This window comes from Glutamicibacter sp. NPDC088483, assembly GCF_044753145.1.
GTDB lineage: Bacteria > Actinomycetota > Actinomycetes > Actinomycetales > Micrococcaceae > Glutamicibacter.
Genome location: NZ_JBIVMP010000001.1, coordinates 52,032 through 67,691, shown reverse-complemented (window position 1 = coordinate 67,691; position 15,660 = coordinate 52,032). Strand labels below are relative to the sequence as shown.

14 protein-coding genes are annotated in these 15,660 nt (G+C 61.4%); 13 read left to right on the top strand and 1 reads right to left on the bottom strand.

Annotated features, from left to right (window positions below):
- Positions 1–34: 34 nt before the first annotated feature.
- The 3 genes from ACIP6G_RS00330 (at position 35) to ACIP6G_RS00320 (ending at position 2,824) form a co-directional block, all read left to right on the top strand.
- Positions 35–643 (top strand): DsbA family protein, encoded by a 609-nt coding sequence (locus tag ACIP6G_RS00330; RefSeq protein ID WP_400288052.1) that lies wholly within the window; start codon positions 35–37, stop codon positions 641–643.
- A 908-nt stretch (positions 644–1,551) separates the two neighbouring features.
- On the top strand, positions 1,552–2,559 hold the full coding sequence (locus tag ACIP6G_RS00325) for a trypsin-like serine peptidase (protein WP_400288050.1): 1,008 nt from the start codon (positions 1,552–1,554) through the stop codon (positions 2,557–2,559).
- A gap of 70 nt (positions 2,560–2,629) precedes the next feature.
- Positions 2,630–2,824, top strand: a complete 195-nt coding sequence (locus ACIP6G_RS00320) for a hypothetical protein (RefSeq protein ID WP_146112904.1) — start codon at positions 2,630–2,632, stop codon at positions 2,822–2,824.
- Positions 2,825–2,880: 56 nt separating this feature from the next.
- Here the strand turns inward: ACIP6G_RS00320 and valS are convergent, their stop codons facing one another.
- Positions 2,881–5,502 (bottom strand): valine--tRNA ligase, encoded by a 2,622-nt coding sequence (gene valS / locus ACIP6G_RS00315; protein WP_400288048.1) that lies wholly within the window; start codon positions 5,500–5,502, stop codon positions 2,881–2,883.
- A gap of 459 nt (positions 5,503–5,961) precedes the next feature.
- Here valS and ACIP6G_RS00310 point away from each other — a divergent pair, with 459 nt between their 5' ends.
- The 10 genes from ACIP6G_RS00310 to cobA all read left to right on the top strand — a co-directional run bounded on the left by ACIP6G_RS00310 (position 5,962) and on the right by cobA (position 15,643).
- Positions 5,962–6,726: an SDR family oxidoreductase gene (locus ACIP6G_RS00310; protein ID WP_400288046.1), complete on the top strand. Its 765-nt coding sequence runs from the start codon at positions 5,962–5,964 to the stop codon at positions 6,724–6,726.
- A gap of 30 nt (positions 6,727–6,756) precedes the next feature.
- Positions 6,757–7,497 (top strand): sirohydrochlorin chelatase, encoded by a 741-nt coding sequence (locus ACIP6G_RS00305; RefSeq protein ID WP_400288044.1) that lies wholly within the window; start codon positions 6,757–6,759, stop codon positions 7,495–7,497.
- 67 nt (positions 7,498–7,564) lie between these two features.
- Complete coding sequence (locus ACIP6G_RS00300; RefSeq protein WP_400288043.1) at positions 7,565–9,265, top strand: nitrite/sulfite reductase; 1,701 nt, start codon at positions 7,565–7,567, stop codon at positions 9,263–9,265.
- On the top strand, positions 9,262–9,984 hold the full coding sequence (locus ACIP6G_RS00295; protein ID WP_105658471.1) for a phosphoadenylyl-sulfate reductase: 723 nt from the start codon (positions 9,262–9,264) through the stop codon (positions 9,982–9,984). The genes ACIP6G_RS00300 and ACIP6G_RS00295 overlap by 4 nt, the downstream gene beginning before the upstream one ends.
- A 10-nt stretch (positions 9,985–9,994) precedes the next feature.
- Positions 9,995–10,918, top strand: a complete 924-nt coding sequence (gene cysD / locus ACIP6G_RS00290) for a sulfate adenylyltransferase subunit CysD (protein ID WP_105658472.1) — start codon at positions 9,995–9,997, stop codon at positions 10,916–10,918.
- A gap of 1 nt (position 10,919) precedes the next feature.
- A complete protein-coding gene (locus ACIP6G_RS00285; protein ID WP_400288041.1) occupies positions 10,920–12,215 on the top strand; it encodes a sulfate adenylyltransferase subunit 1 in 1,296 nt (431 codons plus the stop codon).
- A complete protein-coding gene (locus ACIP6G_RS00280; RefSeq protein WP_400288039.1) occupies positions 12,202–13,299 on the top strand; it encodes an ABC transporter substrate-binding protein in 1,098 nt (365 codons plus the stop codon). The genes ACIP6G_RS00285 and ACIP6G_RS00280 overlap by 14 nt, the downstream gene beginning before the upstream one ends.
- Positions 13,299–14,042 (top strand): ABC transporter ATP-binding protein, encoded by a 744-nt coding sequence (locus ACIP6G_RS00275; RefSeq protein ID WP_400288038.1) that lies wholly within the window; start codon positions 13,299–13,301, stop codon positions 14,040–14,042. Before ACIP6G_RS00280 ends, ACIP6G_RS00275 begins: the two co-directional genes overlap by 1 nt.
- Entirely contained in the window at positions 14,014–14,871 is an 858-nt protein-coding gene (locus tag ACIP6G_RS00270) for an ABC transporter permease (RefSeq protein WP_105658476.1), read from the top strand. Before ACIP6G_RS00275 ends, ACIP6G_RS00270 begins: the two co-directional genes overlap by 29 nt.
- Positions 14,864–15,643, top strand: coding sequence for a uroporphyrinogen-III C-methyltransferase (cobA, locus tag ACIP6G_RS00265; RefSeq protein ID WP_400288035.1), 780 nt, complete (start codon positions 14,864–14,866; stop codon positions 15,641–15,643). The genes ACIP6G_RS00270 and cobA overlap by 8 nt, the downstream gene beginning before the upstream one ends.
- Positions 15,644–15,660: the final 17 nt, after the last annotated feature.

Sequence of the window (15,660 nt, the reverse complement as noted above, 5' to 3'; positions counted from 1 at the left end):
TCAAAAATTCTCTTCGGAAGAAAGTTGGTAGTTCATGGCTGAACGTCAGCAAGTTGATTTTTGGTTCGATCCTATCTGCCCGTTCGCTTGGGCGACGAGCCGCTGGATCAAGGAAGTGGAGAAGGTCCGCGACATCGACGTGAACTGGAACGTCATGAGCCTCTCGATGCTTAACGAAGGCCGCGACCTTCCAGCTGACTACCGCGCCAAGATGGACATCTCATGGGGGCCGGTGCGGGTGGTCACGCGTGCTGCCCAGGAACACGGCGAGGGAGTCAAGGACAGCTTGTACACCGCCATGGGTGAACTGTTCCATTACGAGAAGATCGAAGATCGTGATGAAGTCATCGCCAAGGCGCTGCAGAAGGCGGGATTGCCGGCGGAACTCGCTGAAGCTGCGCATACCGATGCTAACGATGACATGCTGCGCTCGAGCCACGAGGCAGGCATCAACTTGGTGGGGCAGGATGTAGGCACGCCAATCGTCGCCGTTGATGGCGTTGCTTTCTTCGGTCCGGTCATTACCCGTATTCCAACTGGGGAAGATGCAGGAAAGATGTTTGACGCTGCGGCGCAGCTCGCATCCTTCCCGTACTTCTTCGAAATGAAGCGCACTCGTACCGAAAGCCCGGTTTTCGACTAAGCGGGAATTTTCTGTTCCAAGGACGTTGTCTCATTGCGAGGCAGCGCCCTTGGTTTTTAATCAGTGAAGGCGCTTGGCAAGGAGGGCCGGGTGTTCGCCCTCCGATGCCACTAATCCACGGAACGATTGGCTATCCGCCGACGGAGGAAGGCGCGCCATCAAGGCGCCGATCCGCATGGGCCGGACCAGTATTTTGTGCATCCGCCATTCGTTGCATCGTTGCATCGGTGCTTCACCTTCTCGTCGGATCGCGGAGCACGCGGTTCATATTGGCCAGGGACGGTTCCACAGTCCAATTGGTGCGTCGTTCGAACCTCCGTTTCTTAGGCTCGGATGATGACTCATGAGTCCAGGGCAACGGCGCGCGGTGGGCGGACAGTTCATGCTGCCTTCGCAGAGTGCGCAGGAGCGTCATCGGATCGCAAGGCAAGTCGTGGAGGTAGGCCATCGACGTCGGCAACCGGCAATATCGGGTGTCGAATAAGTCCAATTTTAAAGCCTAATTAATGCATATTTTTTCGTACGGGGCAGACATCGCGAAGCCGGGAAAGTATCTGTTACCGAAGCTTCTATTTCATATATTCAGACACGCTGTTCTGGTCTCGCGCGGCAAGGCCGGACTCTGGGCGTGTGATTCGGCTCACTGGTATTTAGGGGCTGGTTTGAAATCACCAGAAATGCACGGGCTCATTCGAAGGGGAGTCGTGGCGCCGGGGAATCGATTGAAAGTATCTGTTTCAAAACTATTTCGCTTCATAACTTGGTGGCCGTTGCAGGTCGGTGACGCGGCGGGCGGAGGAAAATATTCCTGTAGAAAATGCTTGAAGTGTGTGTTTGACTGTTTCCCACGAGTGCAACAGCACCCCCATCGATAGTGGCAAAGAAGCCACTGGACAAGGAGTTAAATCGTGCAGATTCGTTCTCTAATTACGGATTCATCCAAGGGCAAGGGGCGACGCAAGCTGGCAAGCGCCGCGGTTCTTGCAGGCGCGCTGATGCTCGGCGTGGCACCGATGGCCTCGGCAGCGCCGACGACCACTGGTGGCAGCGTCGAGTCAATCACGATCTCGGAACAGAAGGCTGACGCAGCGGTATCCTACTGGACCGCGGATCGGATGAAAGCCGCAAAGAACGCAGATTCACTCGTAGCTGGCAAGTCGGGTTCGGCTGCCAAGGTTGAAGCCGGCAAGCCGGCCAAGGTCGCCGGTCATGGCGCGCAGGCGGCAGCCGGAAAGCAGGCCCAAACGAAGGGTGGCAAGACTCGCGCTACCCAGGAAACACCGGTTTCGCACATCGGCAAGGTGTTCTTCACTCTCGGCGGATCAGACTATGTGTGCTCTGGCAACGCTGTCGTCTCCGCCAACGAGTCGACGGTCTCCACCGCTGGCCACTGCCTGAATGAAGGACCCGGTTCATTCGCAACCCGTTGGGTCTTCGTTCCAGCCTATGAAAACGGCAAAGCACCCTACGGTTCCTACGCAGCGACCGAGCTGGTGGCACCAACTGAATGGTCAAATGGCGGGGACATCACCTATGACACAGGCTTCGCCGTGGTCAGCTCCAGCGGTGGTGCGTCCTTGACTGATGCCGTTGGCGCTTCGGGGGTCGCCTTCAACCAGGCGCGCGGACAGTACTACACTGCTTACGGCTACCCAGCTGCTTCGCCATTCAACGGCGAGACCTTGCAATCGTGCAGCGGATACTCCAGCGACGATCCGTTTGGCCAGTCCCAGTCCCAAGGCATTCCATGCAACATGACCGGCGGCTCGTCCGGTGGCCCATGGTTCCTGGGGAGTGGATCTAACGGCTACCAGAACTCTGTGAACAGCTTCGGCTACAGCTCGGTGCGCGACACCATGTTCGGACCGTACTGGGGGTCGGTGATCCAGCAGGCATACCAGAGCGCGCAGAACTAAGCACTAATAACCCAGCAGCTGGACATCGATGGGGATCCAGCTGCTGGCTGCAAGTAGATGGGAAGAGAAGATGACCGACGGAAATTCGCCAGCTGCCGGGTCAGAAGACTCGGTCCAGAAGCATCGTCTTGAGTCCAGCGCGGAAGACCAATTGGAACACTTCACCGGCGAACGTCGACGCGCGGCTCGGCCCATGGAGAAAACCGTCCAGTCTCCACCCGAGACGGATGACCCTGATGCGGGGGAGGAGCAAGGGCAGAAATAGCAAAACCGGTTGCCATCCCGATGACGGGATGGCAACCGGTTTTTCTGGTTCAACTGCTATTCGGTTTCTTCAGCCGGAGCCAATTCAACGTTGGTGACAGTCATTTCACCGTCGGCTTCAACCAGGGTCAGCTCACGGGCGTTCGCCGCGGACTTCAAGTCCTCGAATCCTGCCTTGAGCTGCGCAACCTGAGACGCTGGAGCGTGGATCTCGCCCGAGAGCACTTCGGTACGCTGCTTGACCTTCGCATCGGACTTGGCCTTGCGGATGCCCGAGAGAGCGACGCCAACCAGTGGCAGTACCGCCGGGTCGGAGCCCTCCACTGCAGCGGACAAGTGCCCGGTGCTTGGCCACTGGGTCAGGTGCACCGACCCGGTGCGCCACCAACCCCAAACCTCTTCGGTAGCGAATGGCAGGAATGGCGCGAACAGCCGCAGCACGGAATCAAGGGTGGTGGCCAGGGTAGCCAGAACCGACGCCTGCTCGGCTTCGCCGTGGCCGCCGTAGGCGCGGTCCTTGACCAATTCGACGTAGTCGTCGGTGAACGACCAGAAGAACGACTCGGTGATATCCAGCGCGCGAGCATAGTCGTAGTTGTCGAAAGCGCGCTGGGCGTCTTCGATAACGGTCGACAGGCGAGCGAGCAGCGAACGATCCAGCCCGTTGGTGACTACCGAAGCGTCATCGGTCAAGACGTTGGCGTCGGTCGCGCCCAAGTTCAGCACGAACTTCGAGGCGTTGAGGATCTTGATGGCCAGGCGGCGGCCGATCTTCATCTGGTTGATTTCATACGCGGTATCGGCACCCAGCTTGGCACTGGCCGCCCAGTAGCGTACGGCGTCCGCGCCGAACTTATCCAGGACTTCGTTAGGTACAACCACGTTGCCCTTGGACTTGGACATCTTCTTGCGGTCCGGATCCAGGATCCAGCCCGAAATCGCAGCGTGCTTCCACGGAGCGTTGCCGTGCAGGGAATCTGCGCGAACCGCGGTGGAGAACAGCCAAGTACGGATGATGTCGTGGCCCTGCGGGCGCAGGTCGAAGGGGTAGACCTTCGAGAAGAACTCGTCGTCACGGCCCCAACGGCCAGCGATTTGCGGGGTCAGCGAGCTGGTTGCCCAGGTGTCCAGGACATCGGCATCGCCAATGAAGCCGTTAGCGGAGCCGCGTTGGTCCTCGGTATAGCCGGTCGGCGCGTCTGCTGCCGGGTCAACCGGAAGCTGGTCGATGGTCGGCAACAGCGGCGCATCGTAGTTCGGTTCGCCGTACTCGTTGACCTGGTACCACACTGGCACTGGTACGCCGAAGAAGCGTTGGCGGGAAACGAGCCAGTCGCCGTTCAGGCCCGAAACCCAGTTTTCGTAGCGCGAGCGCATGAACGACGGGTGGAAATCAATTTCCTGGCCGCGTGCGATCATCTGGTTGCGGCGTTCTTCATCACGGCCGCCGTTGCGGATGTACCACTGGCGCGAGGTCACGATTTCCAGCGGCTTGTCGCCCTTTTCGAAGAAGTTCACCGGACGGGAAATCTTCTTCGGCTCGCCATCAAGCAGGCCCGCGTCGGAAAGCATCTCGACGACGGTTTCCTTGGCGGAGAACACGGTCTTTGCCGAAATCTGGGCGTACGCTTCCTTGCCGGCCTCGGTGGTGATCCACTCGGGGGTGTCTGCAAGGATGCGGCCGTCGCGTCCAATGATCGGACGGGTTGGCAGCTGCAGTTCGCGCCACCAGGTCACGTCGGTCAAGTCGCCAAACGTGCACACCATGGCAATGCCAGAACCCTTGTCGGCCTGGGCCAATGGGTGCGGGTGGACGGTGACGGGAACTCCGAAGATCGGCGAGGTCACGGTCTTGCCGAACAAGTGCTGGTAGCGCTCGTCATCCGGGTGGGCCACTAGCGCGGCGCAAGCAGCGAGCAGTTCCGGGCGGGTGGTCTCGATGAAGACCTGCTCGCCGTTTTCAGCGTCGAATGCATAACGGTAGTAGGCGCCGGGCATTTCCCGGTCTTCGAGTTCGGCCTGGGCCACTGCGGTACGGAAGGTCACGTCCCACAGGGTTGGAGCTTCAGCCATGTAGGCGTCGCCCTTTGCCAGGTTGTCCAGGAAGGCGCGCTGCGAAGTTGCACGCGAATTGTCGTCGATCGTGCGGTAGGTCATGCGCCAGTCCACCGAAAGGCCCAGGGTGGTGAACAGCTGCTCGAAGACCTTTTCGTCTTCGACCGCCAGCTCTTCACAGATCTCGATGAAGTTCTTGCGGCTGATGACATCCCAGTCGCGCTGGTTCTTCGCAGGCTTTTCCGGTGGACGGTAGCCCTCGATGTAAGGCTTGGTCGGGTCGCAACGGACGCCGAAGTAGTTCTGCACGCGGCGCTCGGTAGGCAAGCCGTTGTCATCCCAACCAAGTGGGTAGAACACGTTCTTGCCGATCATGCGCTGGTAGCGAGCCAACACGTCGGTCTGCGTGTACGAGAACATGTGTCCTACGTGCAGCGAACCCGAAGCGGTTGGCGGGGGAGTGTCGATGGAGTACACGGCTTCGCGAGTCGTGTCCTCATTGAAGTGATAGGTGCCCTCGGTGCGCCACCGGGACGAAAGACGTTCTTCCAAGCCTTCCAAAGCGGGCTTGTCAGGAACGGAAACCGTTGCGGGCGTGTCTGTGCCCAAGTTTTCTTCTGCCATGCGTCTATTCTTCCATGTTTTGCCCGGCGCACAGTCATTGTTGCCCATGGCTTGCACCACGCCGCTGTCCAGCCGGGACCAGCTGGATCAAAAGCCTGTGCCGGACCGGCGGCCCTTGGCTCAGCCGTCCTGCCGCGAACGCCGAATCGCCTTGTCGCCCGCACCAGCGGCACGGTGCACCCGGGCATAGCAGCGCTGTCTGGCGTTGGCGCATTCCTGCATGGCTCCGCTTACGCAAGATATTCCCTCCGATTGCATTCCTCCGGCAGCCGCGCCAGCTGCACGTTGCCGCCGCGCAGTAGGCGCAGACGGGACAGCATCGGCCATGGCCCTGGCGGCACCGCCGACGCACGCCGCCCTGGATTCCAGGCCCTGGCCCGGAAGAAAATCTTGCCGCATGAAATGTAAGAGAAATTCATGCCTTACCAACTGGTAATGATCTGGTTCTACAGTTGACGTATGACAATTACAGATAAGACTTCTTCCCGTTCGGCCGTTGTTACCGGAGCTTCCAGCGGAATCGGCCAGGCAACAGTCCGTGCGTTGCGCGCACAAGGATGGACCGTCTTCGCAGTAGCCCGCCGGGCCGACCGCTTGGAAAAGCTCGCCGCTGAATGCGGTGCGATCGCGGTGCCAGCAGATGTCAGCGTGCAGGCAGATGTCGACGCACTGGTAGAAACGGTCACCGCGCAAGGCGGCGCAGATACGCTGGTCAATTGCGCCGGCGGTGCGCGTGGAACCGAAACCTGGGCCGACGCGGTCGATGAAAACTGGGACTTCATGTGGCAAGCCAATGTCATGGGAACCATGCGCTTGACCCGTGCACTGCTGCCCCAGCTTCGCGAGGCGCGAGGCACCGTCTTGAACGTTACCTCCACCGCCGCACTGGCCAGCTACGAAGGCGGCAGCGGCTACAACGCGGCAAAGGCCGCTGAACGTGCCATGACCCAGGCGCTTCGTCTTGAAGAAGTCGAGAACGGGCTGCGGGTAATCGAGATCCTGCCCGGCCTGGTGCAGACAGAAGAGTTCGCGCTCCGTCGTCTGGGAAGCCAGAGCGCCGCCGACAACGTCTACGCCGGTGTGGAGAATCCCTTGACCGGTGAAGACGTTGCCGAAGTCATCCGCTATGCGGTCAGCGCCCCGGCCCACGTGAATCTGGATGAAATTGTCATCCGCCCGCAGGCGCAGGCCGCCAACCACAAGCTAGTGCGCAGCGCCAACTAGGCGCCCAACAACATCGGTGAGGATCAATTCATGAGTCAAGCGACCCAGCAGAAGATACATGTTGTCGCAACATCCCATGGCACGGACAACGCCAACGGGCAGCAACTAATCCATGATCTGCGTGCCGACCTGGAACGGCGGAGCGAAGAGCGATTCCCGGTGCAGCTTGTCTGGCACGAAGCCTATGTGGATGTCCAAGAGCCCCGGCTTGAAACGGTTATCGCCGGTTTGCCTGAAGGCGAGCCGGCAGTGGTCTTGCCGCTGCTGGTCTCCGACGGCGTTCATACGACGCACGACATTGCGCAGGCGGTCTCCTCGCGCGCGGGAACCTCCGCCGCCCTGCCATTGGGTCCGCTGCCGGAGCTGGCCCAAGTCCTGGCGCAACGCGCCGCAGGGCACCTGGCCAACGACCCGCTCGTTGTCTTGGCGACGGCGGGCACGAGATTGGAAGTCGGCCAAAACCAGGTCAAGAATCTCGCCGAGCAGCTCGCTGTCCTATTGGAGCGCGAAGTGCAGGTGGGCTACTGCGCAGGGGCCCAGCCGCGGATCGCTGACGTCGTGGGAAATGCTGCCGCGCGTCCAGTGCTCGTGCTCAGCTCGCTGCTCGCCGACGGATTCTTCCAGCAGAAGCTGGCTAGCACGGGGGCAGGCGTGGTGACAAGCCCCCTGCTTCCTGACGTAATGATTGCTCAATGTTTCCTTGTGCGACTGCAAAAGGCGCTCGAAGAGGAGCTTTTCATGTCTCCAGATGACGAAGTCCTAACTCGTTAGGCAACGCGTAGCCATGTGACACCGGCAGGTTGCCGACCCCCTGGGGGCAGTTCCTACGCTGGTGGACATGACGCAGACAACCACACCAGTTCGCTCCACAAGAGCGGCAAAACCCAACGGCCAATGGAAAATCGACGGCCCTGCCCCGTTGAATGCCAACGAAGAGATGAAGGCCGCCGACAACGGCCTGAACGTGCGCCAGCGCATCGAGGAAATCTACTCGAAGCAGGGCTTCGATTCCATTGAACCCGAGGATCTGCACGGCCGCTTCCGCTGGTGGGGCCTCTACACCCAGCGTGCCCAGGGGATCCCCGGCGGCAAGACGGCGACGCTGAGCCCAGAAGAACTTGAAGACCGCTACTTCATGCTGCGCGTGCGCATCGACGGCGGCGCCCTGACCACCGAGCAACTGCGCGTCATCGGCCAGATCTCCACCGACTTCGCCCGCGACACCGCCGACCTGACAGATCGCCAGAACGTCCAGCTGCACTGGATCGACGTCGTCGATGTCCCGGAGATCTGGCAGCGGCTGGAAGCCGTCGGCCTGCACACCACCGAGGCCTGCGGCGACGTGCCCCGTGTCATCCTCGGCTCTCCGGTGGCAGGCATCAGCAAGGACGAGATCATCGATCCCAGCCCGGTGATCGCCGAAATTTCCCACCGCTACATCGGCAAGCCGGAATTCGCGAACCTCCCGCGCAAGTTCAAGACCGCCATCACCGGCCACCCAAGCCAGGATGTCGTCCACGAAATCAACGACATCGCCTTGATCGGCACCGTCCACCCGCAGCTCGGCCCCGGATACGACCTTTGGGTCGGCGGCGGGCTGTCGGCAAACCCCCGCCTTGGCGAACGCCTCGGCGCTTTCGTGACCGAAGAGCAGGCCCCGGATGTCTGGGAGGGCGTAGTTTCCATCTTCCGGGACTACGGATACCGCCGCTTGCGCAACCGCGCACGCCTGAAGTTCCTGCTGGCCGAATGGGGCACGGAAAAAATGCGCCAGGTGCTGCAAGATGAGTACCTGGGCTATGAGCTGCCCGACGGCCCGTTGCCGGAGCAGCCCACCGAAGCAGGAGACCACAGCGGAGTCAACGAGCAGAAGGACGGCAAGTTCTACATCGGGTTGACCGCTCCGGCTGGCCGCGTATCCGGTACCGCGCTGACCGGCCTTGCCGATTTGGCCGAAGCCCATGGATCCACCCGGCTGCGCACCACCCCGCACCAGAAGATCATCGCCCTGGACATCGCCGAAGAGCAGGTGCAGGATTTCGTCGCTTCGGCCCGGGTCCTGGGCCTGGAGGCATTCCCCAGCTTGTTCAAGCGTTCGGCCATTGCCTGCACCGGTATCGAATTCTGCAAGCTGGCCATTGTGGACACCAAAGACACCATGATTGACGCGGTAGCAAAAATCGAGGATCGCCTGGCCGACCACGAGGGCAAGCTGCCTCGCCAGCTGTCCCTGCACGTCAACGGCTGCCCGAACTCCTGCGCCCGCATCCAAACCGCGGACCTCGGATTCAAGGGCCAGCTGATTACCAACGACCAGGGAGAACAGGTCTCCGGATTCCAGGTTCACCTCGGTGGCACCCTGGCCGGTTTCGAAAATGGCGAAGCCGCCCTGGGGCGCACGGTGCGCGGGCTCAAGGTCGCGGCTGATGAATTGCCCGAATACGTGGAGCGGGTAGTGAAGAACTACTCGGCCTCGGCTGCCGAAGGGGAATCCTTCGCTGCCTGGGCCCACCGAGCTGAAGAGGATGAGCTGAAATGAGCAAGCCGACCCCAGTACGTACCCGCAGCGAGGCTGAACTGCGGCGCATCGCCAAGCTGGGCGCCGCCGAGCTGGGCTGGGATGCCACAGCGGACCAGGTCGTCGCTTTCGCAGCTGAGCACCTCGACGCCGACGAGGTAGCGGTGGCCTGCTCGATGGCCGATGCCGTGCTGCCGCACCTGGTCTGCGCGCAGCTGCCCAAGGTCGATGTGCTGTTCCTGGAAACCGGATACCACTTTGCCGAAACCCACGGAACCCGCGACGAAGTGGCTCGCACGCTGGACGTGAACATCGTCGACGTGCTGCCTGCCTTGACCGTGGCCGAACAGGATGCGAAGTTCGGCAAGGACCTGTTCTCCCGGGATCCGGCCGCCTGCTGCCAGCTGCGCAAGATGGACCCGCTGGCCAGATCCCTGTCCGGATACAGCGCGTGGTTCACCGGGGTCCGCCGTGACGAAGCTGAGACCCGCATCAACACGCCCCTGGTCGCTTTCGACGAGAAGCACGGACTGGTCAAATTCAATCCCGTGGCCCCCTGGAGCTTCGATCAGCTGATCGACTACGCCACCGGGCACCAAGTACCCGTGAACCTGCTGCTGTCCAACGGCTACCCGTCCATCGGATGCCAGCCTTGCACCCGGCCGGTAGCCGAGGGCGAGGACCCGCGGGCTGGCCGCTGGGCCGGGCTGAATAAAACCGAATGCGGAATCCACGTCTAAGGAGCGAATCATGACCATCACCGCTAACGCGCCCGCAGGCACCCAGCGCAGCGTCCTGGACGCCCTGGAAGCCGAATCAATCCACATCATCCGCGAAGTGCTCGCCGAATTCGACAAGCCCGGACTGCTGTTCTCCGGCGGCAAGGACTCCGTAGTCGTCCTGCACCTGCTGGCCAAGGCCGTCTCCCCGGGCCGCGTGCCCATCCCCGTCGTGCACATCGATACCGGCCACAACTTCGCCGAGGTGCTCAACTTCCGCGACGCGGTCGTGGAAAAGTACGGGCTGAACCTCGTCGTCGGCTCCGTGCAGGAGTACATCGACCGCGGAGAGCTGGCCGAGCTGCCCGACGGCACCCGCAACCGCCTGCAGACCCGGGTCCTGCTGGACACCATCGAATCCAACGGCTTCGACGTGGTCTTCGGCGGGGCGCGCCGCGATGAGGACAAGGCCCGCGCCAAGGAGCGCATCCTGTCCCTGCGCGACGAGTTCGGCGTCTGGGATCCGCGCAACCAGCGCCCGGAAATCTGGAGCCTGTACAACGGGCGGCACGAGCCGGATTGGCATGTGCGCGCCTTCCCGATCTCCAACTGGACCGAACGCGATATCTGGGCCTACATCCAGCGCGAGAACATCGAGCTGCCGCCGATCTACTTCGCGCACTGCCGCCAGGTCTTCGAACGCGACGGCATGTGGCGGGCACTGACCAGCGTCAGCCAGCCCAACGCCGATGAGCCGGTCGTCGTCAAGCAGGTGCGCTACCGCACCGTGGGCGACGCCAGCTGCACCGGTGCGGTGCTCTCCGCCGCCGACACCGTGGCGAAGGTGCTCGATGAATTGGCCGTCGCCACCATCACCGAACGCGGAGCCACCCGCGCCGACGACCGTATTTCCGCCGCGGGAATGGAAGACCGCAAGACCGAAGGGTACTTCTAAGATGACCACCACACTATTGCGCATCGCTACCGCCGGTTCGGTCGACGACGGCAAGTCCACTCTCGTGGGCCGCCTGCTCCATGACGCCAAGGCCATCCTCGCCGACTCGCTCGATGACCTGGCCCGTACCAGCGCCGAACGCGGCTTCGGCGGCAGCGCCGGAACCCTGGACCTCGCGCTGGTCACCGACGGGCTGCGCGCCGAACGCGAGCAGGGCATCACCATCGACGTGGCCTACCGCTACTTCTCCACCGACAAGCGGTCCTTCATCTTGGCCGATTGCCCCGGACACGTGCAGTACACCCGCAACACCGTCACCGGCGCGTCGACCGCAGACGCGGCGATCGTGCTGGTTGACGCGAGGCACGGCGTGCTGGAGCAGACCCGGCGCCACCTTGGCGTGCTCGCCTTGCTGCGGGTTCCGCAACTGGTCATCGCCGTGAACAAGATGGACCTGATCGACTGGGACGAAGCGGCCTTCAGCCAGATCGAGGCCGAAGTACTCGCGCTCGCCGGAGAACTCGGCCTGAAGTCAACCACCGTCATCCCGGTCTCCGCGCTTCAGGGAGATAACATCGTCGATCCTTCGGCTTCCGCGCACTGGTATGCCGGCCCGACCTTGCTGGGGCTGCTCGAGGACATCGAGCCACGGCTCGGCGGGGGCACTGCCCGTCTGGATGTCCAGTACGTGATCCGCCCGCAGGGCGCCTTGGCTCCAGGCCTGGACCCGGACGCGTACCGCGACTACCGCGGATATGCCGGAACTCTGGTTGACGGCAGCTTGGCCGTGGGGGAGTCCGTGCAGGTGCTCTCCAACGGCCAGCCGGTGAGTAGCCGGATCAAGGCCATCAGCACGCCTGCTGGTGCCGCGCACCGCGCCCAGGCCGGCGACGCCATCGTTGTCGAGCTGGAGACCGACTTGGATATTGCCCGCGGCGACACCATCGTCGCCGGCGAACTGCCAACCGCGCACCGGGAGTTCCAGGCGAACATCTGCGTATTGGATCCAGTGAAGCTCACTAGCGGCCAACGGCTGTTGATCAAGCACGGTACCAAGGTCGCCGCAGCCAAGCTGTCAACCATCGACTACGTCATCAACGTGGCCGACTATTCGCAGCAGCCCGCCCACTCCTTGGAGCTCAACGACCTGGGCCGGATCACCTTGCGCAGCCAGGCAGCGTTGGCCATCGAGCAGTACGCCACCTCGCGCACTGGCGGAAGCTTCCTGCTGATCGATCCAGCTACGGGGCGCACCCTTGCGGCGGGGATCTTCGAGGAAAATAATGAAGCAGCCTGATGCTGGCCAGCCAGCAGGAAACCAAGGCCGGGTCCGGCTGACGGCTCATGGGCAGAAGACCGGCTTCCGAGGACGCTTCCTCGGGCTGGCGGCGGTCGGAGCATTGAGCGCAGTTGCTGTGGCGACGACGTTTCTTCCGGGACCAAATGAAGTACCAGCGCAGGCGGCACATCACGGACCGGCAGATGAGCTGAAGATTGGCTATTTCGCCAACCTCACCCATGCTCCGGCCTTGATCGCCCAGTCCGAAGGTCTTCTCCAAGATCACCTTGAAGAAGACGGTACCAGTGTCCAAAGCCAGATATTCAACGCGGGACCGGCAGCCGTAGAAGCCTTGAACTCGGGGGCCATCGACGCCGCGTATCTGGGGCCAAACCCAGCGTTGAACAGCTACCTGTCCAGCGATGGCGAGTCTTTGAACGTGGTGTCCGGCGTCGCCTACGGCGGAGCCAGCCTGGTCGTGGACAAGAAGATCACTGAGCCCGAGGAACTGGCCGGCAGCAATCTGGCCAGCCCGCAATTCGGCGGAACCCAGGATGTTGCCTTGCGCAGCTACCTGAAGGGCCTGGGCTTGAAACAGGACGCCACAGTGACCCCGAGCTCCAATGGAACCGTCGCACAGCTTTTCGGCCGCGGTGAAATTGACGGTGCTTGGCTTCCGGAGCCCTACGCTTCATTGCTAGTCGAGAAGAACGGGGGACACCGCTTGGTGAATGAAGCCGAGCTCTGGCCCGACGGCAAGTTCCCGACAACGGTTCTGGTGGTCTCCAAGGAATTCATGGCTAGCCATCCGCAAACCGTCCAGAAGCTGGTCGATGCAAATACCCAAGCCATCGATTGGCTCAATCATGCGGACGGAAAACAGAAGTTGGCGGCTGTGCAGAAAGCTTTGGTCGAAGCCAACGGAAGTTCCTTTGACAAATCAGTGATCGCTGAAGCCTTGAAGCAGGTGCACTTCAGCGAGGACCCCCTGCCTGAAACCTACCAGTCACTCGTGGACCACGCATTGGCCGTAGGAGTGGGGTCTGGCGGTAACGCAGACGGAGTCGTGGATACGCGTTTTCTTGAACAGCAGGAGAAGTAATGGGAGTACGGCTGAATGAAGTTTCCCTGAGCTATCCAGGCACTGGCTTGGTCATAGATCGCCTCAGTGCAGAAATTGAAGACGGAGAGTTTATCGCTGTCTTGGGGGCCTCAGGCTGCGGCAAGTCGTCCTTGCTCAACATGATTGCTGGGTTACTGCCGCCCAGCTGCGGCTGGCTTGAAGTACCTGAAGACGGCGCGGCATTCATGTTCCAGGATGCCAACCTCCTGCCGTGGCTGACAGCCAGCGAGAACGTTGACCTGGCGCTCAAGCTCGCGGGGAAGCCAGCTCCGGAACGCCAGCAACGCGTCGAGGAACTGCTCAACCTCGTTCAGCTGGGGCATGCAAGCGGCAAGAAGCCGCATGAACTTTCTGGCGGCATGCGCCAACGCGTAGCTTTGGCCAGGGCTTTGGCTCAGGACCGCCAGGTTCTGTTGATGGATGAGCCATTTGCCGCCCTGGACGCCATCACGCGTGACATGCTCCATGAGCAGTTGCGCGCCTTGTGGAGGCAAACGGGCAAAACCATCATCTTCGTCACCCACAATGTGCGTGAGGCGATTCGCCTCTCCGGCCGCATTCTGGTGCTTTCTTCGCACCCCGGGCGCATCCTTGAGACTCGCCGGATCACCGGCGAACTCCGCAATAACCCGGCCGAGGCCGCCGCATTGGCCGATGAACTAACCACGATTCTCAGAAAGGAGCAGCGGAAACATGAGCTCACTGACAGAATCTCGAACTAGGTTCAAACCCGTGCGCGTTATCAAGCTACGCCCGAACAACCAGCTCGATTCATGGGTTGCCCCCTTGCTCACTGTGGTTGTGCTTCTGAGCCTGTGGCAAATTATTTCCTGGGCAAGCCCACTGCGCGAAGACCTTTTCCCCGGTCCACTGGCTGTCGCGGCTAAGCTTCCGCAACTGCTGGCAGATGGATCATTGGTTGCGGCCGTGGGCAATTCGTTGTTCCGCGCCGTGAGCGGATTTGCGATTGCCGTGATTATTTCCACCCCGCTGGCGTTGCTGCTGGCGCATCAGCCGCTGTTGCGCAAGGGGGTGGGGCCACTGGTATCGGCCATGCAGGTATTGCCCTCTATTGCGTGGGTTCCCGCAGCCATCATTCTTTTTGGCCTGAGCGATGCGACCATCTACACGGTTCTGCTGCTCGGCGCGATTCCATCCATCATCAATGGCCTGCTCGCCGGGATCGACATGATTCCAGCGCAGTACAAGTCCTTGTCCAAGGTGCTCGGTGCCTCCAAGTGGGAGCATGTGCTGCACATTGAGCTGCCAGCTGCCATGCCAGGGTATGTAGCCGGACTGCGTCAGGGCTGGGCTTTCGCTTGGCGTTCGTTGATGGCTGCCGAATTGATTGCCGTGGGCGGTTCGCTGGCCCTGGGCGTCGGTTCACTGCTGCAACGGGGCCGCGATCTGGCAGACCTGCCATTGGTCATGCTGGTGATCTTGACCATCCTGCTGGTGGGTGTGCTGATCGAGTTGGTATTTTTCGCTCCGATTGAACGCAAGCTGTTGCGCGATCGAGGAATGACCCGAACGGGAGAAAACAATGGCTAAAGGGCATATCACCCTGATTGGCGGTGGACCGGGGGATCCCGAGCTGATTACCATCGCCGGCTATAGGGCCCTGCTTGCCGCGGAAGTGGTTTTGGCCGACAAGCTGGGACCTACCGCGTTGCTGGCAGAACTTTCCGATGATGTGGTTGTCATCGATGTGGGCAAGTCACCAGGCTGCCACGTCAAAACCCAGGATGAAACCAATGAATTACTGGTCAAGTACGCTTTAGAAGGTAAGCGGGTAGTTCGCCTCAAAGGTGGCGACCCGTTTGTACTTGGACGCGGCGGCGAGGAACTGCTCCACGCCGCGAAATACGGGATCCCTACGCGTGTGATTCCCGGCATTACCAGTGCAGTCTCCGTGCCCATGGCCGCTGGCATTCCCGTCACGCACCGGGGAATTGCGGCCGGTTTTACCGTAGTCAGTGGACACAGCGAACTCGCGGACGTGCCGATCCGCTCCGATCACACCCTTGCGGTGCTGATGGGAGTATCGAATTTGCCACAAATTGTTGAGACATTGCTTACCCGTGGTTTACCGTCAAGTACACCGATTGCGATAGTTGAGCGAGGTTACTCACAGACGCAGCGCACAACTATCGGTACGCTAGAAGGGATAGTAAAGCGCGCCCGCAAGGCCGCAGTGGCGAATCCGGCCGTTATCGTTATTGGTGACGTCGTTCGGCTAGCCCCGGAAGCCTCCGACCAACTGGTAGACCTCCTGCCGCTAGAGAATGCCGATGCCACCGCGGCGGCCTCATTCGTTGACTAAGAAAGAGAAGTTGTTTG

Bases quoted from the DNA above. Each gene is read 5' to 3' on its own strand.
- ACIP6G_RS00280 (WP_400288039.1), top strand. From the start codon at position 12,202: ATGAAGCAGCCTGATGCTGGCCAGCCAGCAGGAAACCAAGGCCGGGTC.
- ACIP6G_RS00310 (WP_400288046.1), top strand. From the start codon at position 5,962: ATGACAATTACAGATAAGACTTCTTCCCGTTCGGCCGTTGTTACCGGA.
- ACIP6G_RS00295 (WP_105658471.1), top strand. From the start codon at position 9,262: ATGAGCAAGCCGACCCCAGTACGTACCCGCAGCGAGGCTGAACTGCGG.
- ACIP6G_RS00275 (WP_400288038.1), top strand. From the start codon at position 13,299: ATGGGAGTACGGCTGAATGAAGTTTCCCTGAGCTATCCAGGCACTGGC.
- valS (WP_400288048.1), bottom strand. From the start codon at position 5,502: ATGGCAGAAGAAAACTTGGGCACAGACACGCCCGCAACGGTTTCCGTT.
- ACIP6G_RS00285 (WP_400288041.1), top strand. From the start codon at position 10,920: ATGACCACCACACTATTGCGCATCGCTACCGCCGGTTCGGTCGACGAC.
- ACIP6G_RS00305 (WP_400288044.1), top strand. From the start codon at position 6,757: ATGAGTCAAGCGACCCAGCAGAAGATACATGTTGTCGCAACATCCCAT.
- ACIP6G_RS00320 (WP_146112904.1), top strand. From the start codon at position 2,630: ATGACCGACGGAAATTCGCCAGCTGCCGGGTCAGAAGACTCGGTCCAG.
- cobA (WP_400288035.1), top strand. From the start codon at position 14,864: ATGGCTAAAGGGCATATCACCCTGATTGGCGGTGGACCGGGGGATCCC.
- cysD (WP_105658472.1), top strand. From the start codon at position 9,995: ATGACCATCACCGCTAACGCGCCCGCAGGCACCCAGCGCAGCGTCCTG.
- ACIP6G_RS00300 (WP_400288043.1), top strand. From the start codon at position 7,565: ATGACGCAGACAACCACACCAGTTCGCTCCACAAGAGCGGCAAAACCC.
- ACIP6G_RS00270 (WP_105658476.1), top strand. From the start codon at position 14,014: ATGAGCTCACTGACAGAATCTCGAACTAGGTTCAAACCCGTGCGCGTT.
- ACIP6G_RS00330 (WP_400288052.1), top strand. From the start codon at position 35: ATGGCTGAACGTCAGCAAGTTGATTTTTGGTTCGATCCTATCTGCCCG.